This is a genomic window from Paenibacillus favisporus (assembly GCF_040545415.1).
Lineage (GTDB): Bacteria > Bacillota > Bacilli > Paenibacillales > Paenibacillaceae > Paenibacillus_AQ > Paenibacillus_AQ favisporus.
In genome coordinates this window covers 18,597-41,110 of record NZ_JBEPLV010000009.1, presented here as the reverse complement: position 1 = coordinate 41,110, position 22,514 = coordinate 18,597, and the positions used below count along the sequence as shown (strand labels likewise).

The following is a 22,514-nucleotide window of genomic DNA, read 5'->3' as shown; positions in this document are numbered from 1 at the left end:
ACCGGACCTAGAATTGTAAAAGCGCCCCCTCCATGCAGGGAGAGAGCGCCGAAGAAACCCTTAAACACCAGTAAGCTTTAAGGCACTACCGAGAAACGAATGTCGTCGAACAGCATGTAATCGAATCCGCTCACATAAAAGCCAACTTTGCCGGAAGGTTTATGTCCCGGATCGGTGCCGGACAGCCTCAGTTCCCCGTTCACATAGAGCTGGATGTCGCCGTCTTTGACGACCGCCTTGACGTCATATTCCGTATCCGGCTGCAGGTCTTGCGTGGGCAGCGCCTCTTCCTTGATCTTCTGCCAGGCGGTGTCGTACAGCATCCATGCCGACGTGCCGTCGGCCCTTGTTTTGTAGCCGATTCGCGTCGATCCAGTGGCATCCTGGCGGTCAAAAATGTACAGCACTCCGTCATTTGGCATAACTGCAGGCGTCTTCAGCTTGAATTCAAGCTGGTAGGACGAGAAGTTTCGGTCCAGCAGACCGGTGGCGCCGTTTAAGATTTTATAGCGGCGGTTCCCGTCGGGATCGGCTGCAATGCTGCGATTGGGATCGACAGGCCAGCCGTTTCCTCCGGTTTCAAAATCGGTCTCATGCATGACGTTCGAGACGGTGACCGCGATATCCGCCTTGATCAGCGGGTTTACCTTGGATACGGCCGTGATGACCGTTTCGCCCTCGTACACGGCGCTCACGACTCCCGTGTCGTTCACTTCGGCCACCGAAGGATTCGCGGATTGCCAGGTCACATCCGTATCCGGCGTATCCGCGGGATCAAACGTCAGCTGGAGCTGCTTGCTCTCTCCGGCAGCCAGCCGAACCTGGTTATCCGCCGGAATAATACCGGCCAGATCGGTGGTCAGCGCCTTGAACTGGATGTCATCGAACATCATGTCGCTGACGTTGTTAACGTAGAACCCGACCTGACCCTCCGCGTTATGTCCCGGATCGGTGCCTTTCAGCCGGAACCCGCCGTTCACGTACACGCTGATGTCGCCGCCCTTGACGAGCATTTTGACGGCATATTCCGTGCCCGGCTTCAAATCATGCTCAGGCATCTTGACTTCCTTCAGCACGGACCACGCCGAGTTGTAGAGCAGCCATGACGATGTTCCGTCCGCCCGGGTTTTATATCCGATACGGCTTGAAGCGCTGCCCGCCTGGCGGTCGAAAATATACAGCGTTGCGTTTTCGCCGATGGTCGCCGGCGTCTTCAGTTTGAAGGTCAGCTCATAATCGGAGAACTTTTTGCTGCTCAGCGCGGACGCGCCGTTTAGTAACTTGTACCAGCGGTTTTCATCCACTTTCACGATGCTCCGGTTAGCATCCACCGGCCACCCATTTGCACCGGATTCGAAATCGGTGAAGTCCATAATGCCGTCGCCGGCTTCAACGGTTACTTTCGCTGATGCTGTCAGCTGCGGATTTTCCACAGATGCCACAATGATCTCGGTTTGGCCGACAGACTGTCCTGTAATAACGCCGGCGTTATCGACCGTTGCGATTTCCGGATCGGCGGATGTGAAAGACAGTGCCGGATGATCTGCGTTCCATGGCAGGACCGCGGTTTGCAGTTTGACCGTTTTCCAGCGGTCTACCGTCACATCGTCGTTGTATACGGCAACCCCCTGGACAGGATGGCTGTCCTGACCTGTGCTGGTGCCGGCTCGGCCGTTAATGCCGATTTCTCCAAACGGGATGTTGGGAAAGCCTGATATGGCGCTGAATACGGCCGCATCCGGACGCAGGGACAAATCTCCGCCTGCCAGATCCACAAAGCCCGGATCCTCCGTCGTAACGAAGTTATTGGCATACTGAACCAGCCCGAATTTGTCATACGCTCCGTTGGCATTGGTCGTCGTGCTGCGTGGAATGGTCGGGTTGTAGATGACATTCCCCTGGAACGTGTTCGTATCGGGATAATAACGGTTTTCTGTAAAGAAGTTGGCCAGCTCTGGATACTTGGTCAAATAAGGCGTGCCTACAAAATCGTTGTTAGCGGCGAACAGCGCCTGCCATTTGGGCATGTAGTTTTTCGGGATTTGATTGTCCGGCTGATCCCCAAGGTAGATGTCCGCGTAATCATACGGAACTTTACTGTCTACGAAAATATTGTTGCGGGACAAAATATGTGCGCCGCCGTTGTTTTTGATCGCCGAGTTGCCCATTTTGTAGAAAATGTTTTCGTCGATCTGAAGCCCCATGGTGAAGTTGTCGGGATAGACGCCCTCCACGCCGGCCTTGCTTTCTCCAATATGGTGAAAATAATTTCTGCGGATGACGGTACCCCGCTGCTGCGGTGTTTCGCCCGCGTTCATGTAAATAGCCCCGAGATCCGAGAAGGTTTTGCACACATCGTAAATGTTGTTGTACTCTACGACATGGTCGTTGCCGAAGATCAGCACGCCGGGATGTGGCGCGTCATGCAGCTCGTTATGCACCATGCGGTTGCCAACCCCGGAGAGAAGAACGCCCGGATTGTAAGCTTTATGGTAATAAGCAAAGTCATGGATGTGCGAATTTTCAACGATGTTGTTTCCCGGCTGCAGGGTCGTTTTGTCACCCCCCGTCAGCGTGACCGCGGTCCCGCCGATATGGTGGATGTGCGTGCTGACGATAGCATGATCCGTTCCCGGCACGCCCTGAAAATCATTGTAGTAGAACCGGCTTTGCGTATTGACCAACACGCCGCTGTTCGTGAAGTTGCGGATTTCGCTGTTCAGAATACGCACGTGGCTGCCGCCCATAATGACCGCTGCCGAGTCGCGTCCATCTTCCATGACCAGCTCGGAAAAGTCGATGTACGAAGCGTTCAGCGCATTGATCATCGGCGTTTTCAGCATTGTAACCTCGATCGTCGGATTCGCCGCTGTAAATTCTGCGTTCGGCAAAAAGTACAGCTTTCCCGCCTGGCGGTCGATGTAATACTCGCCCGGCATATCGATCTCTTCCAGCAGGTTTTGCGCAAAATGAAAATCCGGGTACCAGTTTTTGAGCAGGCCGCTCATCTCTCCGTAGCGGAGGGTGATGGTTTTGGCGGCTGTGTCAATGGAGGCGATTTTGTTGTAGGACCATTCCCAGCTGTAGCCGAATATTCCATCCAGCCAAATATCGTCCGCCTGGGTCCAGTACTGTGGCCGGTCATACGTATACGAAAAAGTTCCTCCGCGCGTATGAACTTCCCCGTTCGGATCTTTCCGCGTCGGGCCCGGATCGATGATCTCATCCATTTGTACCGTCCCTTGGTTCGGCCATCTCGCCAAGGTCATTCCTTGTCCATTGACGTACAGCTCCATCGGCGGAACTTTGCTCAGATCGTTGGCAAGATAGTAACCGTGGCGGCTTTGCTCGCCGTAATCGGTAATGCCCTCGCCTGCCAAGTCGGCCACCAGCACTTTTTGTCTCGCCTCGGGACTGATGATCCGGTTAAGAACCGCTTGATCGGTGACCGGTGTGAAGGCAGATTTTTCAATGCGTTTCGATCCGGACAAGATCACCTTTTCGCCTGGATAAGCCGTATACTTAATCGGCTTTCCGGCTTCGCCGGAGTCCTGCTCGTTCAAATCAAAGCTGCCTGATCGTTCGTACCGCCCCTCCCGCAGATACACCGTCACGCCGCCGGCGGGCAGGCCATCTTTCGCTTTCAGCTTCCGGATGGCATCCCTTGCCTTCTCCAGCGTTTTAAACGGATGGCTTTGGGATCCATTATTCGTGTCGCTGCCATTGGTGGCTACATACAGCGATTTTCCCGTTGGTTTGGCGACTGCTTCTTCCGCTGCAGCTGGCGGCGGAGACGGGGTAAACGTGATCAGCACGATGGCTGCGAGAACCGCGAGCAACCGTTTTTTTGCCATGGCTTCTCTTTCCTTTCAGCATGGATTAGGGCCGGCCCCGGTCCCGTTGTATGCTTCCATTGAAGCCGCCCATGACAGCAGGTTTCTCCCCGTTATCCGTGCGCCGCTTGCGCTTCTCTGCCTTTACAATGAACTTCTTACTTTTTCAACCCCTTGTCTTTCAGGAATTGTTCAAACTGTCTCTTCACCTCCTCCACATACTTATCCTCGCCCGCTTCCTTCAGCTTGCCGTAGAGCACCGGCCAGGTTTCGTCAAAATCAAGCGTCCCGGTCACAAGTCCGCGTTTGTATTCGCCCCATACTGCGTTCAGGTTGGCAATCTCCGTGCTGACCGGCTCCGAATTGAATTTGAACGCCCCGACCGGATTGATTTCGGCTGTTTCGTTGATCTTCTTCGTTTCCTCCCAGACGTTCTCCGGCTGGCCTTCCTTCAGATAAGAATTGAATACGCTGCCGAACACCCAGTCCATATTCGGTTTATACCGGGAATCCGGGAGTGCGCTAATGTATTCGCCGGACTGCTTCTCGTAATGAACGCCTTCCAGGCCGTTGCAGAGCAGATTGTACAGCTCCTTGTCGGTGTTCACGAGGTTCAGCAGCATCATGGCCCGGTCCGGATTCGGCGAAGTGCGGCTGATCGATTGGTTGGTGGTCGCCGAATAGCCGTTGGAAAACCAATCGCTGAGCGGGATGATGACCACATCATGGCCGCCGTTTCTTGCTTTGATTTCCGCTTCGACACCCGGTTTCAGGACGATATGGTAATCCACCGCGATCTTGCCTTTGAAGTCGGCCGATTTGACGGTCGCCGCATCCTTGTAAATGTAACCTTCCTTGTACCATTTGCTGGCCAGGCGGAAATTGTTCAGTTCTTCTTCGGGATAACGTTGAAGCGTATAGGTCGGGTCATCCGTCTTGATATAGAAGTGGTCATCGAGCCCCGGAACGATCCAATATTTGTCGTCATGCACCTGCGGATTGATGAAGTCGTTGCCAAAGATACCGAACGGGATCATATCCGGTTCGTTGTCCTTGATCTGTTTCAGAAACGGCTCGATATCCTCAATTTTCTTAATTTTCGTGGTGTCCAGTTTATACTTGTCGGCAAGCTCCTTCAGCACGATAAACCCATAGCGGGAACCGTTGATCTGCTGGTTGGGGATGCCGTAAATCTTGCCGTCGACAGAGAGGCCGTCCCACATCACCTGCGGCACATCGGATTTCAGCTCCGGCGCGTATTGATTCAGCAGATCGTCAAGCGGCTGGATGGCTCCTTTGCGTACCAGCTCCTCCGGCTTCAGCATGTAGCCGGTCCAGAGAATGTCGAACTTCTCGCCTGCTGCAAGCACGGTGTTCATTTTTTGCACGTAGTCGCCGATGGAGACCGGCATCAGCTTGACGGTAGCGTTGATCTTTTCTTTGACGATTTTGTTGACTTCGTCCTGCACCTTCTGCTGATCGGGCTGGAGCTGGGACAGCGGATAATACCAGGTCAGCTCGACGGGTTTCAATCCGCTCTCGTTCTTCACATCCGTTGATCCGGCCGATTCTCCGCCGCCGTCCGCGCTTTTTCCGCCGCCGCATCCGGCAAGGACGGTTGCTGCCAGCAGGATAAACGCCAGCACGCCAAACCACTTTTTCTTCATCTGTGTGACCTCCTGTTTTTATAATCGCTTGCGTGTATGTTAACCCTTGAGGGAGCCAACCGTAAGCCCTTTCACGAAAAACCGCTGGAAGAACGGGAAGATGATCAGCATCGGTCCGCCGGCCAGCACGGCGATCGCCATCCGGGCGGAATTGTTCGGGAAGCTCGCCAGGTCGATGCCCAGCTGCGTCGCAAACTCGGTATTCGTCGTGAGAAATTCAATGCTGTTCAGCGTCCGGACCAGCAACAGCTGCAGCGGTACCTTACCCGGATCGTCGATGTACAGCATCGCGTTAAACCAGTCGTTCCAATAGGAGAACGAGATCAGCAGGCCCAGCGTAGCCAACGCCGGCGTGGACAAAGGGAGAATGATGCGGAAGAAAATCCGGAATTCCCTCGCCCCATCCATTTTCGCCGATTCGATGATCTCAAGCGGTATCTTGGACATGAACCCTTTCATGACCATGATGTTGAACGGCGACAGCAGCACCGGCAAAATGAGTGCGAGCAGACTGTCTTTGAGATGCAGGTACTGGGTCATTAGAATATAGGAAGGAACGAGTCCTCCGCTGAACAGCATCGTGAAAAATACGTAAAAGGTCGTCATCCGGTTGTAGCGGTAATCCGGCCGGGAAATGACGTAAGCGGTCATCGCGGTCAGTAGCAGGCCGACGAGCGATCCGATCACCGTGACGGTGATCGTAACCCCGTATGCCTGAATCATCACGTCCGGGGCATCCAGCAGATAGCGGTACGCCTCCAGGCTGAACGATTTGGGGATGAATTGATAGCCGTCCCGGGACAATGCCTTCTCATCTGTAAGCGATACGGCGATGACGAGCAGAAACGGCAGCACGACCATGACGGACAGGATGATAAACAGCAGGTTGATCAATACTTTCGACAGCTCCAATGTTTTTGTCACCTTTACGTCACCTCCTTACCATAAAGAATGGTCGGGATTGATTTTGCGCACAATGCCGTTAGCCAGCAGAACCAGTACGAAGCCGACAAGCGATTGGTAAAAGCCCGTTGCCGCCGACATGCTCACGTTCCCGATTTCCCGCAGTGCGCGGTACACGTAAGTATCGATAATATCGGTGGATCCATACAGGAAACCTGAGTTGTTCGGAATGAAGTAGTGCAGACCGAAATCACCGCGGAACATGTTGCCGATGGACAAAATCAGCAGAATGATGACCAGAGGCGACAGCAGCGGAATGGTGATCTTGCGGGCCATCTGCCATTTGGTCGCCCCGTCGATCCGCGCCGCTTCGTAATATTCTCCGTTAATCCCCAAAATTCCCGCGAAATAGATGAGCGTATTGAAACCGACGGCCTTCCATAAATGAACCAGAATGAGAATGACCGGCCACGGCGCCGCGTTCTGATACCAGCTGACCGGATCCATTCCAAACGCTTGCAGCGTCCGGTTGATCAAACCGTCTGCATGGTTCAAAAAAGCATACGCGACGTAACCGACCAGCACCCAGGACAGGAAATGCGGCAGAAACAAGGCAGTCTGATAAAACTTGCTCCATTTCTGCTTGATTTCGTTCATCAGGATGGCAAGCAGCAGTGCAGCCACGGTGGTCACCAAGATGTAGGCGGCATTGTACAGAACCGTGTTGCGCGTAATCCGCCAAGCCGTATCGGTAGAAAACAAATACCGAAAATTATCGAGTCCCACCCATTTGCTGCCGAAGATGCCCAGATCGTACCGATAATTTTTGAAGGCGATGATGAGCCCCACCATGGGAATATAGGCGAATATCAGCTTATACAATATCCCCGGCAATGAGAGCAGGAACAGCTCCCGGTTGTTACGGAAATGGCGCAGCTCCCTCCGGATGAGCGATTTTTGCTTGCGCTGCTTTGGCGGCACGTCCGGCGAGGGTAGCGGTCCGGTTTGTCCCGGTTCTGGCGCCACCCGTCTGTTTTCTGCGTCACCCGCCAGTGAAACCTTATTCAACATATCGTAAGCCCCTTTCCTCCTTTGCGCTCAGCCTGGTGTCAGGCTTTGCACTTCTAACGATAACGTAAAACCCTTGCTGCTGCGTACTGTACAATTGCAGGATCACTGTACTGGCGGGCTGTATAGATGCCGGATTCCTGTATTTACAGGCCTGCAGCCGCCCTGGAGCAGGCAAAAGACCCGCCAGGGAAAAGGTTCTCCCGTGCGGGTCTTCATCAGGTTCATATGCTTCTCTCTATGGCTGATTTCAGGCGGTACTCCTTGGGTGTGGTTCCGTATCGGCGTTTGAACAAGCGGTAAAAATAGCTTTCGTTGCCGAAGCCGACCTTTTCCATAATTTCCACAACGGTCAGCTCCTGCTGCTCCAAATACGTTCGGGCACGGGCCAGGCGGGTGGCATTAATCTGATCGACGACCGTCGTTCCTTCCTGTGCCTTGAACACCTGCCCGATGTAAACCGAGCTCATCTTCAGCATGTCGGCGATCCGCTGCACGTTGAGATCCGGATCGGCAAAATGCTTGTCGATAATTTCTTTCACGGTATCGGCAAGCAGCCTGTTTTTGTCTTCACGCCCGTTCCGCCGCTGTTCGAATACCTCGCGGACGACCTCGAGCAGCACCGTTTCGATTTCATCCAACGTTTCTTTCTCGAGAATGCGCCGGTTGATGGCCTGAACGTTGACCGATACCGGGTTCAAATTGTGATGGTTCATCTCTCCCAGCGTATTGCTGAGCGTCACTGCCAGATGCAGCAGCGCAGAGTACATATTCTCGAAGCTGAATCCGCCGATCAGCTCTCTCCAGCTCCGGATCGCCTGCTCCGTCTCTTCCAGATCGCCGCTCTTTAATCCTTCCGTCAGGCGCCGCTCCAATTCCTGCGGAATGCGGAACGTATCGTTTGCCTCGCAGCTTCGAACCCGTTCCGGCTCTAGCACCGCCCCTTTGCCAAAAACCATGCGGTAATTGGCGTGGCGGACAGCCAGGTTATAATGCGCCGTGATTTCGCGGTAGTCTTCAAACGGGTCGCTGAGCGTTACCGTGAAGGTAACCCGATAATATTGAAGGATGGTGTGCTGAAGCTCCCGAAAGCGGTCAGCAAGCATAGCTAAATCCCTAGATTCGCCGCCGACGATAAAGACGAGATGCCCGCTTTTCATATCTGCGGCTTCGCAGGATCCGTGTTTGTGGAGCAGTTCCTGGCCAATATTGGCTATGGCGAAATACAGCAGCGATTCTGCTTGCGATCCCTGGCCGCGGACCAGGCTCTGTACGTCGTCAATCTGGACCAGAGCCAGACGGAGCCGCGATGGATACGCAATATCGAGCCCATACTGCTCTCTGATCCGCCGAAACTCCAGTTCGTGTACGCCTTCGCTGAGACCGATCAGGCTGCGCAGGTGATAGACCTTGGCGATGTTCCACTGGGATGCCCTCTCCTGCTCGAGCCCTTTCAGCTTTCCGATCATTTCCGTGACGTTGGCGGCAATGACCGACAGCTCATCCTTCGCCGGGGGAGCATCGCGCCGCTGCGGCGGAACGAGCGTCAGGAGCTGTCCGACCGGTTTATACAGCCGCAGCGAAAAGAACACGGACAGCAGCACAGCCAGGACTGCAACGGACAGCGTCACGGCCATCTCCGTCCACTTCATCTGCCGGACGCTGCCGAGCACGTCGTTATAATTCTGGAGGCTGACGATTTGCCAGTTGTTCAGCCCTTTGCTCAAATACGTCACCTTGTATTTATGCGAACCGTGCTTATAGATAAAAGAGTCCAGCGTACTCCCCGTAGATTGGATTCGCGGAAGCAAATCCTTTTTGACGCTCAGCCCCTCCGGCAGCGACCGGTCGTTGGAGATCAGCATGCGCCCGTCACCGTCGGCGACGAACAGCATGTCGTTCTCCCGCTCCGCGACACGATTAAGCGCTTTCACGTTATCCAGCATCCATCCCGGCTTGACGGTCAAAATCAGGACATTATCATTTACGGAACCTAAGGACGGTCCGTCATAAATGAAGAACGCGAACACATCGATCCCTTCATTTCCGCCGTCCAGATCCATCGGAATCAACTGGAGCTTCGGCAGGTCGCTGCGGGACGACATATAATCCCCCAGCCTTTGATACAGCAGCCTGTTGTCCATATCATGGTTGAGCGATGAGAAAAACCGGTGCTGCGCCCCGTTGTAAAAAACAGCAGCGTGGAGATACGGAGACGCCGCTACGGTCTGATTCAGGCGCTCGATCTTCAGAATGCTCTGCTTGTAATCCGCTCCGGATTTCAGTGCGATCAGCTCTTCGTCGTTGTACAAGGATACCGCCAGGTCCTTGACGATGCCGTTCATGTTTTCAATGTTATAGTTGATTTGGGTCAGCAGCTTGCGGTCGGCTTCGTTCTGAAGGCTGAGCACTTTGTCGCGTGCGAAGGCGTTCATAAATAGGGAGGCCACCGCCAGCGTGGCGACTACGAGCATAAAGCTGAGCAGGATCCGCTGTAAATATTTCCGCGTTCGCAGCATTTGCAGCAAGTTCATCGTACCTCTCTCCCTCCCGATTGTTGGAGTGACCTAACTATAATCCGGTTGATTTTTAGGTGTCAATCCGTTTCTTCAGCAAGCGATCTCGAAATCGCATCCACATCGGGAATAACACCGGGTGCCGCGCCAAACATTGCCTTGAGAAACGTACGCGCCATAACCCAGTGCCCGGCACGATTCGGATGAATACCGTCCCCCGAACGATAAGCAGGATTCAGTGCCCTTTGTTCCTTTATATGGTCCAGCAGCGGACTGCGTAAGTCGATGATCCGGTCGGCCACATCACCCGCAGACAGAAGCCATGCGGAATATTGCTCGAGGACGCGGTCATACTCCCGGAATGGTGTGAGATAACTGAAATCCGGCGCGCTTTCAGGCAGAAGCTTGGCGTTCATGGAGGGTGGGTCAAACGGCGGCGGCGTCATGAGCACCACCTTGGCTCCTGCCACTCGGCTGCTTTCGTCTAGACGATACATCCCCTCTTGAAAGGCAGCAAAACGATCCTCGGAGTAAGGATGGTAAATCCCGTCGTTCATCCCGTAACAGGCGGCCACGATCCCGGGCGATACCGTATCCAGCGCGTTCCGAAGCCGATCGTGCACGCAAGGACGCGGAAAAGGGTGTGCCGCCTCACTGAGTCCCGACACGGTTTCGCTGGGCACGCCGCATGGAACCAGCTTCATGTCCATCGTCGGCCGGTGCTGACGGAGCCAAGCTTCGGTATACCGGATATAATGACCGCTGGCCGTAATGCTGTCCCCCAGAAAAAGAATAACCGGCTTCACGGGTTGATTCGTCCTTTCATTCCACCATAAATCCATAGGTACCTCCCCACTGACATTCTCTAAGCCGATGACATATCGATCTGCAATACGTCGGCCCGTAATCTTAATGGTATCGCGGGACGTCGCTCTTCGCCTTGACGATGCCGACATTGTTTAGCATAATATGGACATGATGACCAGACTGTTTGCCACAGACATCGGGCTCGAACCGGGATTTACGTTCCGCATCCAGAAATGTCCGCTAACACACGAATATTTTGTACATAGCCACGATTTTTCCGAACTCGTCGTCATTTTGCAGGGCAGCGCCGTTCATATCATTGAAGGGAGGGAATACCCCGTTACAGCCGGCCAGGTATTCTTGATTCACAGCGGCGTATCCCACGGCTACAAAAACGTCGACGGGATTGAATACATCAACGTCATGTTCCAGCCCGAGCAGCTACTGCAGCTGTCCGAGCTTAGGCTGCTTCCGGGCTTTCAAGCGCTCTTCTACATCGAACCGTTTTACCGCAAGGAAATGAACTTCAAGGGCATGCTTACGCTGAACGAAGCGCAGCTGCAGGAAGCGACAAGGCTGCTTGACCTGATTTTAACCGAGTATGAACTGCAGCCGCAGGGCTATCGTCTGATGATTCGCTCTTATTTTACCGCTCTCGTCGGCCTGCTCTCCCGCTATTATCAGATCGGCAGCGGAGCTGATGATAACAAGGCGTTGCGGATCGGTGAAGCCGTCACTTACATTGAAGAGCACTTTCTCCAGCCAATCACCCTGCAAGCAATGGCCGACAAAGCCTACCTGTCAACCCGCCAGTTTCAGCGCGTCTTTACGCGCAACTATCACACAACACCGATGGATTACGTCATACGCAAGCGTCTGGACTATTCCTGCACGCTGCTTCGCCATCCAAGCCTGTCCATTTCCCAGGTGGCGCTCGAAAGCGGCTTTCGTGACCAGAACTATTACGCCCGCCAGTTCCGCAAGGTGTACAACTGTACGCCATCCGAGTATCGGGAGAAGCTGCAGGATTCATAAATACGGGGGAAGGGCCATGGTTTAAGCAGCCGAATAGGCGTGCGACCCGAATCCTGCCGGAAGGCCCTTCTGCGAATCAACGGTTACATCAAACGGTTGTACAGGTAAGTCAATACCGCTGCCAGTACAACAGCCCATAATAAAATAATCATGACACCCGCAGCCCAATTCACCGGTTTCCCTTGGTTCATGCGAGCATCCGCTTTTTTTTTGGCATCCTCAATGACCTCACCAGGCATCATTTTTATAGCAGCCAATACTCCCAGCGGAATCAAAACCAAATCGTCCGCATAGCCAATGACGGGTATGAAGTCCGGTATTAAATCTATGGGGCTGAATGCATAGGCAACGACGCACATGGAAAACAGCTTTGCATACCATGGCGAACGGTTGTCCCGATAGGCGAAATAGAGTACAAATACCTGCCTTTTTAATTGTTTGGCCCAAGCTTTCAGCTGTTCCATCATGTCTTCCATTCTCCCCTTGGCTTGTTATGACTCATTGTATTATCTTCATATTAACTTGCTGCAAGACTTGCCTTATGTATTCTTCGCCGCCTTAAACTGACAAACCTTTCTCCAATTCATTACCATGCCATACTGCGAAACAAGATCCAGCAGAAACAGCAATCCTCTATATCATCATTTCCAGCCAACGGGAATTGAAATCACTGGTGAATATCAAATGGAAGCAGCCGAATCCCCTTTGCTTTTCATATTTTTTATAGATGTTGATGACAAAAAAGGCAGCTGTGATAGGTTCACGAACAATCCTTTCTATCAATCTATGAATACGGTATAGATAGAAAGGAGTTGAACATCATGAAGAAACCGAGGACTGTGATTACGATACTTGGCAGTGCAGGCGGTGTCGCGAAAGCGATTCTATCCGTTTTGGAGAAATCCCTCGGGGACGCCCGGGATCCGATCCATTCATTCATTTTGCACAGCAAAATTCTTCTGATAGATTTGAATCAACAGGATGTGGCATATTACAGCTCATTTATGCCCCGCTTGATTCAACAAGCTTCACTTTACCAATTCGATCTAACCAATCTGGAACGTTTCCGCCTGCATTTGTCTGAAACCGGTACGACGCATGTGATTGATGTGTCATGGGCCGATACGGTTGATATGCTACATTGCTGCGATCAAGCGGGAGTCCATTACATCAACACGGCGCTGGAATGTCCTGCCGTTGATGAGATCGAAAATCTTGCTGAGTATTCCCTGCTCGAGCGCTATCATGTGTTTCAAGAAGGACGGAAATCAGTTGCGAATTCGAAAGCCATCATTGGCTCAGGGATGAATCCGGGTGTGGTGCAGTGGATGGCTATTCAGCTCATGAAAAAGCACTCCGGTGAAAAGCCGCTGGCTTGCTATATTGTCGAACATGACGACTCCCTGTATAAAAACCGCTCTCTGCTCAAAGACAAAACGATTTATTCCACATGGTCACCGGAATGCTTTCTCGATGAAGCGATTCTGAACTATCCGGTATTTATGAAGCGGCGGATTCCATTCATCATGCAGCTTCCCGTCTATGAGCTTGAATTTAAAGTTACGCTTGGGGATAAGCAATTTTACGGATCTCTTATGCCGCACGAGGAGGTTCTGTCGCTTGGACATGCCTTCGATCTTGAAACGGGCTTTATATACCGTGTTAGTGAATACACGATTGATTTAATTCGCGGGCATTTGGATACGATCGACGACTTGTGGGATTGGAATCATCAGGTGCTGGATCCTTCCGTCGGGGAAGTTGGCGGACAGGATCTGGTGGGTGTTCTGCTCGTTTACCCGGATAAGGAACGCTATATGTACAACGTCCTTAGCAGCGACGAGATTTATCCGATCTATCATACCAACGCCACTTATTTTCAGGTTGCGTGCGGGATTTATGGCGCCCTAAGTACACTGCTGAAAGACGATATACCTCATGGCGCTTATTTTGTGGACGAACTCCTCATGCAGACGGACAGCCGCTATGGGGACTATCTCAGTTATTACATGAAGGATTTTGTAGTGGGAAAGAACCCGTCTTCCGACGGAATGCTGTTAGATCGAATGAAGCGGAAGCCTGATTCCAGAGGCGGAGGGCCAAACGGTCTGTCAGCTTCAGTCTCGTATACACAAACAAGCAGCCCATATGTGGACTGCTTGTTTGAGCCTTAATTGATTTTGGTCAAAGCCCATTTCTGGGCGTCCGTTCCGTTATCCGTCCACTGCTGAACGGCCGCGCCATCCGCCGTGGATGAACCGGACACGTCAACGACGAGTCCGTTTGCTTTGGAAACCAGCTTATAATACCCTCCGCCTACGTCGACAATGCTCCACCTTTGCGCGTTCGTCCCGTTATCATCCCACTGCTGCAGCTGGACGCCGGATGCCGTTGACGAATTCGGCACATCCAATACTTTGCCGCTGTGCACGGCAGTAAGCTTGTAATAACCGTCTCCCGTGCTTTCGATCCGGAATTGCTGGTTGGTGGCGGTATAATTCGTCCACTGCTGGATTTTGGCTCCACTGGCCATGGACACGTCAACGACATCCATTACTTTTCCGCTCGCCTTGGAGGCCAAAGTATAAACTCCGTTGCTGATTGCGCTGGACTGGCCATTGTCCTGATATACACGGACGTAGTCCACGAGCATTTGAGCAGGAAACGGCGTCGAATCGTTCGGAGCCCCCGGCCAGTTGCCGCCGACCGCCAAGTTCAGGAGCAGGAAGAACGGCCGCTGAAATTCCTCGGTATTTCCGGTGCCATTCTCAATATAAAATTCATTGAATTGCTGTCCGTCAACGAACCAGCGGATATACTTCGAATCCCATTCGACGCTGTACACATGGTATTGAGAAAAATCGAGGTTGCCCGATACTCTGCCGTATTCCGCATGCCCTCCCGCATCCCAGTGAACGGTGCCGTTAACATATGGGTTGTTATTAACCCGCTCCATGATGTCCGTTTCCCCGCTGTACGGCCATCCCACCGTGCTGATGTTGCTGCCCAGCATCCAGAACGCCGGCCACAGCCCTTGTCCGGAAGGCAGCTTGATCCTAGCCTCTATTTTGCCATAGGTAAAGGATTTCAGGTTTTGCGTTTTGATACGTGCCGAAGTGTAGTTCATTCCGCCGTATGATTCTTTTCTTGCCGTAATCACCAGATTTCCTCCGGTAACCTGCAAGTTCTGCGATCGGTCCGTATAGTATTGAAGCTCGTTGTTTCCCCATCCGCCGCTGCCCGTGCCGATCTCCGGAGTCCAATTGGAACGATTCAGCGCGGTTCCGTCAAATTCATCGCTCCACACCAGCTTCCAGTTCGGAGCCGCACTCACCTGTTTGACAGGAAATAAAGCAATCAAAAGACTGACTATGATGATTCCGCATAATCCTTTTTTCAGCATCTTGTTCCCTCCTCATCAAATTGGGAAAACGTCACAGACACTATAAGGAAAATCAGACCTGCATCATTAAGAGTTCGCCTTTGGGACGTTAATCACCTCGCTTTATGCTTGGTATGGGACAGCGGCAGGGAAATCTAGAAGTCTCAATCTACTAAAGCAAGCGCTTACATTGCTAGTATATCCGGTTTGGATAACATTAACAACCTTTATTTATATATTTTTACATTTAACTCATCATTTACCTCTCTTTATTCACTTGATCAAAATCACAATCATTATAGCTGCCGCAACGATGCTAATTACGTAGAAGCCTAGAAGCTTAAACCATTTTTTGCCCGTATCCTGGAAGTATTGTGGATTTTGTTCTTTATTGCTTTGGGATTGTCCTATTCTCATCGTTGCAAAGAGTCCCCATATTAATACGATCACGGCAAAAACCATCAGCCAGACCATGCTGTTCACCCGCCCGTCAAAGTAGATTTATTGCAGTTACATTATAATCACCATCGGACGTGAACACACCAGCCATTGCAATCGTTCCCTGACCATCCATTTCACTAAATGAAACGGGCCGTGTTCATGAAAACGCAAAACTTTCGGTGAGAAAAAGTCGGAAATCGTTAAGCGAATAAGATATATTGGAAAGGATGATAAAAATGTGTCGTAATTGTTGTTCGAGGAAGTGAAAACGTATGTGGGGTCTTGATCGAGAAAGTAAAAAACCATTATATCAGCAAATCGCCGACCACATCGAGCGGCGAATTTCGTTTGGGGAATTTCCGCCCGGCAGCCTGCTGCCTTCAGAAAGGAAATTGGCTGAGCAGATCGGCGTAAACCGGAGCACGGTCGTACAAGCTTTTGCGGAACTCCGTTCGCTCGGGATTATCGAAAGCCGTTCCGGCAGCGGAACTCGGGTGAGCCAGTTTAAGTGGGGCGCTTCACCGAAACATACACCAAACTGGAACAGGTATGCCGAAGGCGGGAGCTTTCTTCCGAACCTTCCGTTTCTCCGGAGAATTCGGGAAGCTCTAAGCCAGGATCCCTCCCTGGTCGATTTTGCAAGTGGAGAACTTGCGGCCGATCTGGCCCCGGCAAGCGAAATCAGCGAAATCATGAGCAGGCATCAGTACGCATCGTATTTAGGATACGACAACCCGCAGGGATATATCCCGCTCCGGCAAGCTCTCGTTCGATATTTGGCCGAATACCGCGGGGTTCAGGCGACGGAATCATCCATCCTGATCACCTCCGGATCTCAGCAATCGTTATTTTTAATTACGCAATGCCTGCTGTCCCCTGGCGACGCCGTTGCTATAGAGGACCCATCCTATTATTATTCGCTGCCGATGTTCCAGTCGGCGGGACTGCGGATCTTCCGGCTTCCCGTAGATCAGGACTGCATGAGGCCGGAGGAAATTCGTGGACTGTACAAAAAACACCGCATCAAGATGATATTTACGAATCCGAATTTTCAAAATCCTACCGGTACGCTGCTTGCCGACGACAGGCGCCACAAGCTCCTTCAAACTGCAAGCGAGCTCGGACTGCCGATCATCGAAGACGATCCTTACAGCCTAACCGATTACGAAGGCTTACCACGCATGCCTTTAAAATCAATAGATACGTCCGGGTCTGTCATTTATATCGGATCCTTCTCCAAAATCGCCGCTTCGGGACTGCGGATCGGTTGGATGGTTGCCCCGAATTCTGTCGTGCAGAGATTGGCGGATGCCAGGCAGCAGATGGATTTTGGACTTAGCGTCATTCCCCAGCAGGTGGCGGCGCAGTTTTTGGAATCGGACTTTTTTGAACCTCATCTCGGTCGCCTGCGGACGAATCTGATGTATAAGCGCGATCTTCTGATCGAAGCGCTGCGGAAGGAGCTGCCGGGGGAGATTCAATTCCATATTCCGAAAGGCGGTCATCATTTGTGGTGCAAGCTGTCCGAACCAGTCAATGACGCGAAGCTGCTGGAAGCAGCGATCCGGAACGGTGTCGTATTCGTGCCTGGCAGCGTGTACGGTTCGGATGCCGGATTCGTCCGGTTTACGTTCGCGCGTGCAAAGACGGAATGCATTGGACAAGGCATCGCCGGATTTGCCCGTGCGCTGCACAGCTTAAGGAATTAATTTGTTCCGTGTTTGGACTATGAAAGCTGCTTTAAGGCAAGCCTGTGGTCTAATTTTTCTTCTGATGGCCGGGGCTTTGGCTTGCGGTAATGTCGCGCACCTCTTCCGGCAGATGATGAGATATGCTGGGGACCTTTTTCGGGAAGTATTCGATCACATCAGACGACAATATGGACACAGCCATGCTGCCGCCGCCTGCAAACGCGCGAAGAAGGACCGGCTGGTTGTACGCGTTGTCAAAAACAAAATCCGGTCCGCCCCAGCTTACGGTTGCATCTCTGCCCGATGGCACATAGGGAACGTGACGGCTGTGGGAATATCGCTGAACGATCTTCAGCCCGGCGCGATCGGCGGCATTAAACAAGGTGGAGGATACCTGACAGATGCCGCCTCCTACGCCTTCAGATAATTCGCCCCGCACAATGACGGCGGCCCGGCGGTATCCTCTGCCGGTCGTTCGTATGCCGACTACCCGGTTAAACGAGAACCGTTCACCAGGAAAGATGACCGTACCGTCAATCGCTTCGGCCGCCAGAGCAATATTATGCGAGCGGTCTCGGTTGCCGGCGTTGTAGTAAGTAATATAATAACCGATTTGCTTCGAACGCAAAGACGCGAGCAGTTCCGTATCGACCTTCGGATATACCGGGTACGTCGGAACCTCAATCACGGCCGGCCCTTTCGTTTCGTACAGATACGCATAATACTTCATTAAAAAAGCTCTACGGTCGAGCTTGTACCCGTTCTTCCCCTCGACAATGCGCCCGCCGGCGTCAAAACTGGCGTTTTGCGCTTCCTTATAGGTTTTCCGGTCCAGTTCGTTGACCCACGCATTATATTGTTCCTTGTCCAGTAAGGGAAACACCCCCAAGCTGTGCGCGTCGCGATTGAGCACGGAGATGGTTTTTCCTTCATGGGTGACCGTAAGCTTGTCCTGTGCCTGTTCTTGATCTGCGGTCGGATTATGCAGCAGCATGAACAGGAGGCATGCCGCGGATGTCCATCTCAAGCCTCATCACTCGTTTCATCATGGTGTTTGGAGCAGATCCTGCTTTCATCCTGCTATTATGATGCGATTCCACCAAAATCATTCACCTCCAATTCTCATCCATTCCCAATTTATATTAGACATTTATATAAGTTTCTAATATATTAGTGACATGAAACCTAAACATCTATCCAAAGAATTGGATGTCGCCGATTTTGTTCGAGTGATTGAAAATCTGACCCGGATTAATATTCGACTGCCGTCCATTGAAAAGCTCAGCTTCACCGCCCTGTCGGTCCTGCACACGCTAACCCACAACAGTCCGATGCGCCTGACAGAACTGACTGCCACGGAGCAGGTAACCCAGTCGGCGATCACGCAAATTGTAACCAAGCTGGAGAGGGACGGGCTCGTCGAACGAAGATCCGATCCAAATGACGGCCGCGTTGTTCTCGTGCATATTACCCCCCGGGGAGCTAACGTGATCGATTCCCGTCGCCTGGAACGGATCGGTCGGATTGCCGGTTTTGCGGAACATCTCACGACAGAAGAGAGACAAGCGATAGCTGATGCCATCCCGGCATTGAGGCGCCTGGTCGAAATTGCTGGCGACGCTTAGCGGATTTTTCCCGCTTGAAACGTTCACCTTTTCATCGGCTCCAAATCACGTCAGAGGAGGATCACTATGTCCCATGCCGAATTTCCGTTTAAAGCAAGTCCCGTTCATGTTTCCGAAGAGGTACTGAACGATCTGAACCGTCGTCTTACCTCCGTCAGATGGCCCCTGGATGCAGGCAACGAAGACGGTTACTACGGCGTACGCCGCGATGAACTGAAAGCGCTCGTCGATTACTGGATTCACGAATTCGACTGGCGTCAATCCGAGAAGGCCATCAACGCCTATGAGCATTATCAAGTCAAAGTCAACGGTGTGCCTGTCCATTTTATGCGCAAGCCCGGAGTCGGTCCAAACCCGGTCCCCCTCATTTTGTCCCATGGCTGGCCATGGACGTTCTGGCATTGGTCCAAGGTGGTGGATCCGCTCGCTGACCCGGGGGCGCATGGAGGTGATCCCTCCGACGCTTTTGATGTCATCGTCCCTTCGCTGCCGGGCTTCGGCTTCTCTGCTCCGCTTCCCGACCATCCGGACATGAACTTCTGGAAGATCGCCGATCTGTGGCACACCCTCATGACGGACATGCTCGGATACGAGAAGTATGCTGCTGCCGGATGCGATGTCGGCGCGCTGATCACCGGTCAACTCGGGCATAAATACGGAGCTGAGCTGTATGGTATTCATATCGGTTCGGCTCTCAAATTGGACTTCTTTAACGGGGAACGCGCCTGGGATTATGCCGGCGGACGTCCGATTCCGGATGACTTGCCTGAGAAGATCCGGAATCAATTGTTGGAGCTGGACCGCCGGTTTGCTTCGCATCTTGCCGTGCACGTTCTGGATCCCGGCACGCTTGCTTACGGGCTCAGCGATTCACCTGTCGGCATGCTGGCCTGGATTCTTGAACGCTGGATCAAGTGGAGCGACAACAAAGGCAGCATTGAACAGGTGTTCTCCAAGGATGACCTGCTGACGCACGCCACGATTTTCTGGGTCAATAACGCCATAGAAACGTCGATGCGTGTGTATGCCAATAACAACCGGTATCCATGGGAGCCCTCCCATTCACGCCAGCCTGTTATTGAAGCGCCGACCGGCATCACTTTCGTGGGTTACGAAAATCCGCCGGGGGTGACTACCGATCAACGCGTAGAGCATTTTCTCAAGACCGACCGCGCAGCGTGGTATAACCACGTCAATATTACTGCCCACGAAGAAGGAGGCCACTTTATTCCGTGGGAAGTGCCGGAGCTGTGGGTTCAAGATTTACGCCGGACCTTTCACGGCCGCCGGTAACGGAAGAAGGACCACCCTTTCAGGGTGGTCCTTCTCTTGAGATTTGAATAGGATTATAGGATCTCATCGGATTTGTGAACTTCTGGAAGCGGATGAAGCCTGATTTCGATCCTCGTTCCTTGATGGAGCTCGCTGGTGACGCGGATCTCTCCTCCATGTGCCTCCACGATATCATGCGCGATGGCCATCCCCAGTCCCGAACCTTTATGCTTCTCGCCCGTATGGGTTCCGCGGTAATAGCGGTCAAAAATCCGGTCCAGTTCCTCTTTGCGGATGCCTTTCCCATGATCCTCTACGATCATCGTCACCGAATCCGCCGTTTTCTCTACCCCAACCTCAATGACCGTATCCTCTGCATTGTGAACCATCGCGTTGTAGATCAAATTGCTGACGGCCCTGCGAATGAGGAGGTCGTCCACTTTTACCTGAATCGTCTCTTCACTGTAGCTGAAATCGATGTTCCTGCCGCTGTATCGGGGATCATTCAGCACGTCGATAATTACGCTGCGCACCAGGCTGACCAGATTGATGCTCTTCAGGTTAAGCGTAATATTTTTGTTTTTAAGGCGGGTGGACAAGTTCAAATCTTCAATGACGTCTTTCAAGTAGTGGGATTTCTGTTCGATGATTTCCGCGTAATCGCGCATTTCTCCGGTCGTAAACTCATATTCCTTGTCCCTCATCATTTCGGCGTATCCTTGGATCGAAGCCAGCGGCGTTTTGATATCATGCGTGATGTTGGCAATCCATTCTTCCTTCATGCGGTCCAGCTTTTTACGTTCGGCCTCGCTGGCTTCCAGCTCCGCACTCAGCAGGTTGACATGATGGAACACGTCTTTGTAAACTCCCTGGGGCTCGTAATGAACCCCATATTTTTTGTGGGCGAGCTGCTTGATCGCATCGATCAGCTTATGAAGCGGCCGGGTCAGCTTTTTGCTGAACAGATATGCGATGCACAGCGCAATAAATCCATCGACCCCAATGACGGCCAAGCTTCCGATTTTGAAGAAATGCACCACGGAGCGCATATCATACGTGAGGACGTTCCGCTCCAGATAAGTATTTTGGAAACCGATTAAGTAGCTGTAGCGCTGCTGTTTGCCCTGCTTTTCCCCCACAAAAACGGTCGACATGAGCTCTTTTTCCATATACTTATAGGTCTGAACCATATCCATCGGCGTATATTTGGTCTTTGCATCCGGTGGGACGTGGTACCCGTAGACCTGCCGACCGTTCTCATCCAAAACTTGGATCCAGGCCTGGTTACGGTCAAGAAGTTCCTTCCCTTCACCTGTAATGGTCATCCCCGAATTGGAGAGAATAATTTCTTTGCCGAATGACCGGGTAATCAAATCCGGATTATTCTGTTTGCTTTGAAAAGAAAAATGGGGAAAGGCAAACTGGTTTAAATAAAGACCGGTCACAACCACGATGTTCATGAAAATGACAATCACGACGATGAGAACTACAGATACCAGGTATCTTCCGGTGAGCCTCCATTTCATCGCTTCGCGCCCTCCAGCGCCAGCTTGTACCCCAGACCCTTCACTGTGACCAAATACTGCGGATTGGAGGGATCGTCTTCGATTTTTTCCCGGAGTCTCCTAATGTGAACCATCACGGTATTGTCGTAGCCGAAAGAATCTTCACCCCAAACCTGATCATACAGGCTTTCTTTGCTGATAATTTGGTTCGGGTGCTTCAGCAAGTGGGTGAACAATCCCAGCTCTTTCGGCTTCAGCTCGATGATTTCACCGTTTTTCTTCAGTTCGATCTTTTGCTCGTCAAACACAAACGGACCTGCTTGCACGATATGCTCTTTTTCCACATCTTCAGAGGCAGCCTCCTGCCTGCGAAAGCGGGCTTTGATCCGGTATGCTACTTCCTTCGGGCTGAACGGTTTGGTGATGTAGTCGTCGCCTCCGATGGCAAAACCGAGTATTTTATCGATTTCCTCCGTCTTGGCCGATAGGAAAAAAATCGGTACGTTCGAAACGCTGCGGATTTGCTTGCAGACGTCATAGCCTTCTCCGTCCGGCAGCATAATATCCAGGATGACGACGTCAGGGCGTTTGTCCTGAAACTGTTCCCAACCCTCTTTCGCGGAAAAAGCAGCAAACACATGCTCGAAGCCTTCCTTCAGAAGAACGGTTTTCAAAAGCTTCACGATATCTTCCTCATCATCGACGATCAGTACTTTCTGACTTTGCGGCATACGTTCTGTACCTCCTTTCTTCATCATTTCCACCCTGC

The 22,514-nt window shown here is 52.2% G+C and carries 17 protein-coding genes; 5 read left to right on the top strand and 12 right to left on the bottom strand.

All coding sequences use genetic code 11. The features are described 5' to 3' along the window. Positions 1–77: 77 nt before the first annotated feature. The 6 genes from ABID47_RS31205 to ABID47_RS31180 form a co-directional block, all read right to left on the bottom strand. A complete protein-coding gene (locus ABID47_RS31205; RefSeq protein ID WP_354502841.1) occupies positions 78–3,854 on the bottom strand; it encodes an Ig-like domain-containing protein in 3,777 nt (1,258 codons plus the stop codon). Between the two features lie 137 nt (positions 3,855–3,991). Then, a complete protein-coding gene (locus ABID47_RS31200) occupies positions 3,992–5,500 on the bottom strand; it encodes an ABC transporter substrate-binding protein (RefSeq protein WP_354502839.1) in 1,509 nt (502 codons plus the stop codon). 39 nt (positions 5,501–5,539) lie between these two features. Beyond that, positions 5,540–6,424 (bottom strand): carbohydrate ABC transporter permease, encoded by an 885-nt coding sequence (locus tag ABID47_RS31195; protein ID WP_116230539.1) that lies wholly within the window; start codon positions 6,422–6,424, stop codon positions 5,540–5,542. Between the two features lie 15 nt (positions 6,425–6,439). Further along, positions 6,440–7,474, bottom strand: coding sequence for an ABC transporter permease (locus ABID47_RS31190; RefSeq protein ID WP_354502837.1), 1,035 nt, complete (start codon positions 7,472–7,474; stop codon positions 6,440–6,442). A gap of 221 nt (positions 7,475–7,695) precedes the next feature. Then, the gene (locus ABID47_RS31185; RefSeq protein WP_354502835.1) at positions 7,696–10,005 is read right to left on the bottom strand and encodes a helix-turn-helix transcriptional regulator; all 2,310 of its coding nucleotides are present in this window, start codon (positions 10,003–10,005) and stop codon (positions 7,696–7,698) included. A 62-nt stretch (positions 10,006–10,067) separates the two neighbouring features. After that, a complete protein-coding gene (locus ABID47_RS31180) occupies positions 10,068–10,829 on the bottom strand; it encodes an SGNH/GDSL hydrolase family protein (protein WP_354502833.1) in 762 nt (253 codons plus the stop codon). A 133-nt stretch (positions 10,830–10,962) separates the two neighbouring features. Between ABID47_RS31180 and ABID47_RS31175 the strand changes: the two genes are divergently transcribed. Further along, positions 10,963–11,829, top strand: a complete 867-nt coding sequence (locus ABID47_RS31175) for an AraC family transcriptional regulator (protein ID WP_354502831.1) — start codon at positions 10,963–10,965, stop codon at positions 11,827–11,829. Between the two features lie 83 nt (positions 11,830–11,912). Here the strand turns inward: ABID47_RS31175 and ABID47_RS31170 are convergent, their stop codons facing one another. Next, positions 11,913–12,296, bottom strand: coding sequence for a YkvA family protein (locus ABID47_RS31170; protein ID WP_354502829.1), 384 nt, complete (start codon positions 12,294–12,296; stop codon positions 11,913–11,915). 354 nt (positions 12,297–12,650) lie between these two features. Between ABID47_RS31170 and ABID47_RS31165 the strand changes: the two genes are divergently transcribed. Further along, a complete protein-coding gene (locus tag ABID47_RS31165; RefSeq protein WP_435530689.1) occupies positions 12,651–14,003 on the top strand; it encodes a Rossmann-fold NAD(P)-binding domain-containing protein in 1,353 nt (450 codons plus the stop codon). Here ABID47_RS31165 and ABID47_RS31160 read toward each other — a convergent pair. Together ABID47_RS31160 and ABID47_RS31155 are read right to left on the bottom strand one after the other, a co-directional pair. Next, complete coding sequence (locus tag ABID47_RS31160; protein ID WP_354502827.1) at positions 14,000–15,232, bottom strand: RICIN domain-containing protein; 1,233 nt, start codon at positions 15,230–15,232, stop codon at positions 14,000–14,002. The two genes, ABID47_RS31165 and ABID47_RS31160, sit on opposite strands and share 4 nt — an antisense overlap. 252 nt (positions 15,233–15,484) lie before the next feature. Further along, positions 15,485–15,685, bottom strand: a complete 201-nt coding sequence (locus ABID47_RS31155; RefSeq protein ID WP_354502825.1) for a hypothetical protein — start codon at positions 15,683–15,685, stop codon at positions 15,485–15,487. A gap of 239 nt (positions 15,686–15,924) precedes the next feature. On the opposite strand from ABID47_RS31155, the gene pdxR reads away from it, so the two are divergent. Next, on the top strand, positions 15,925–17,361 hold the full coding sequence (gene pdxR, locus ABID47_RS31150; RefSeq protein WP_354502823.1) for a MocR-like pyridoxine biosynthesis transcription factor PdxR: 1,437 nt from the start codon (positions 15,925–15,927) through the stop codon (positions 17,359–17,361). A 49-nt stretch (positions 17,362–17,410) separates the two neighbouring features. On the opposite strand, the gene ABID47_RS31145 is transcribed toward pdxR, so the two are convergent. Beyond that, a complete protein-coding gene (locus tag ABID47_RS31145; RefSeq protein ID WP_354503102.1) occupies positions 17,411–18,337 on the bottom strand; it encodes a VanW family protein in 927 nt (308 codons plus the stop codon). Between the two features lie 184 nt (positions 18,338–18,521). Between ABID47_RS31145 and ABID47_RS31140 the strand changes: the two genes are divergently transcribed. Both ABID47_RS31140 and ABID47_RS31135 read left to right on the top strand, forming a co-directional pair. Continuing rightward, positions 18,522–18,968, top strand: a complete 447-nt coding sequence (locus ABID47_RS31140; protein ID WP_354502821.1) for a MarR family winged helix-turn-helix transcriptional regulator — start codon at positions 18,522–18,524, stop codon at positions 18,966–18,968. Positions 18,969–19,034: 66 nt separating this feature from the next. After that, positions 19,035–20,261, top strand: coding sequence for an epoxide hydrolase family protein (locus ABID47_RS31135; protein WP_354502819.1), 1,227 nt, complete (start codon positions 19,035–19,037; stop codon positions 20,259–20,261). Between the two features lie 53 nt (positions 20,262–20,314). Here the strand turns inward: ABID47_RS31135 and ABID47_RS31130 are convergent, their stop codons facing one another. Next, positions 20,315–21,766, bottom strand: coding sequence for a sensor histidine kinase (locus ABID47_RS31130; RefSeq protein ID WP_354502817.1), 1,452 nt, complete (start codon positions 21,764–21,766; stop codon positions 20,315–20,317). Then, on the bottom strand, positions 21,763–22,476 hold the full coding sequence (locus ABID47_RS31125; RefSeq protein ID WP_354502815.1) for a response regulator transcription factor: 714 nt from the start codon (positions 22,474–22,476) through the stop codon (positions 21,763–21,765). Before ABID47_RS31125 ends, ABID47_RS31130 begins: the two co-directional genes overlap by 4 nt. Positions 22,477–22,514 lie beyond the last annotated feature (38 nt).

Coding starts and splice junctions, on each gene's coding strand:
- ABID47_RS31205 (WP_354502841.1), bottom strand. CDS start 3,854: ATGGCAAAAAAACGGTTGCTCGCGGTTCTCGCAGCCATCGTGCTGATC.
- ABID47_RS31200 (WP_354502839.1), bottom strand. CDS start 5,500: ATGAAGAAAAAGTGGTTTGGCGTGCTGGCGTTTATCCTGCTGGCAGCA.
- ABID47_RS31190 (WP_354502837.1), bottom strand. CDS start 7,474: ATGTTGAATAAGGTTTCACTGGCGGGTGACGCAGAAAACAGACGGGTG.
- ABID47_RS31185 (WP_354502835.1), bottom strand. CDS start 10,005: ATGAACTTGCTGCAAATGCTGCGAACGCGGAAATATTTACAGCGGATC.
- ABID47_RS31180 (WP_354502833.1), bottom strand. CDS start 10,829: ATGGATTTATGGTGGAATGAAAGGACGAATCAACCCGTGAAGCCGGTT.
- ABID47_RS31175 (WP_354502831.1), top strand. CDS start 10,963: ATGATGACCAGACTGTTTGCCACAGACATCGGGCTCGAACCGGGATTT.
- ABID47_RS31170 (WP_354502829.1), bottom strand. CDS start 12,296: ATGATGGAACAGCTGAAAGCTTGGGCCAAACAATTAAAAAGGCAGGTA.
- ABID47_RS31165 (WP_435530689.1), top strand. CDS start 12,651: ATGAAGAAACCGAGGACTGTGATTACGATACTTGGCAGTGCAGGCGGT.
- ABID47_RS31160 (WP_354502827.1), bottom strand. CDS start 15,232: ATGCTGAAAAAAGGATTATGCGGAATCATCATAGTCAGTCTTTTGATT.
- ABID47_RS31155 (WP_354502825.1), bottom strand. CDS start 15,685: ATGGTCTGGCTGATGGTTTTTGCCGTGATCGTATTAATATGGGGACTC.
- pdxR (WP_354502823.1), top strand. CDS start 15,925: ATGTGGGGTCTTGATCGAGAAAGTAAAAAACCATTATATCAGCAAATC.
- ABID47_RS31145 (WP_354503102.1), bottom strand. CDS start 18,337: ATGCTGCTGCATAATCCGACCGCAGATCAAGAACAGGCACAGGACAAG.
- ABID47_RS31140 (WP_354502821.1), top strand. CDS start 18,522: ATGAAACCTAAACATCTATCCAAAGAATTGGATGTCGCCGATTTTGTT.
- ABID47_RS31135 (WP_354502819.1), top strand. CDS start 19,035: ATGTCCCATGCCGAATTTCCGTTTAAAGCAAGTCCCGTTCATGTTTCC.
- ABID47_RS31130 (WP_354502817.1), bottom strand. CDS start 21,766: ATGAAATGGAGGCTCACCGGAAGATACCTGGTATCTGTAGTTCTCATC.
- ABID47_RS31125 (WP_354502815.1), bottom strand. CDS start 22,476: ATGCCGCAAAGTCAGAAAGTACTGATCGTCGATGATGAGGAAGATATC.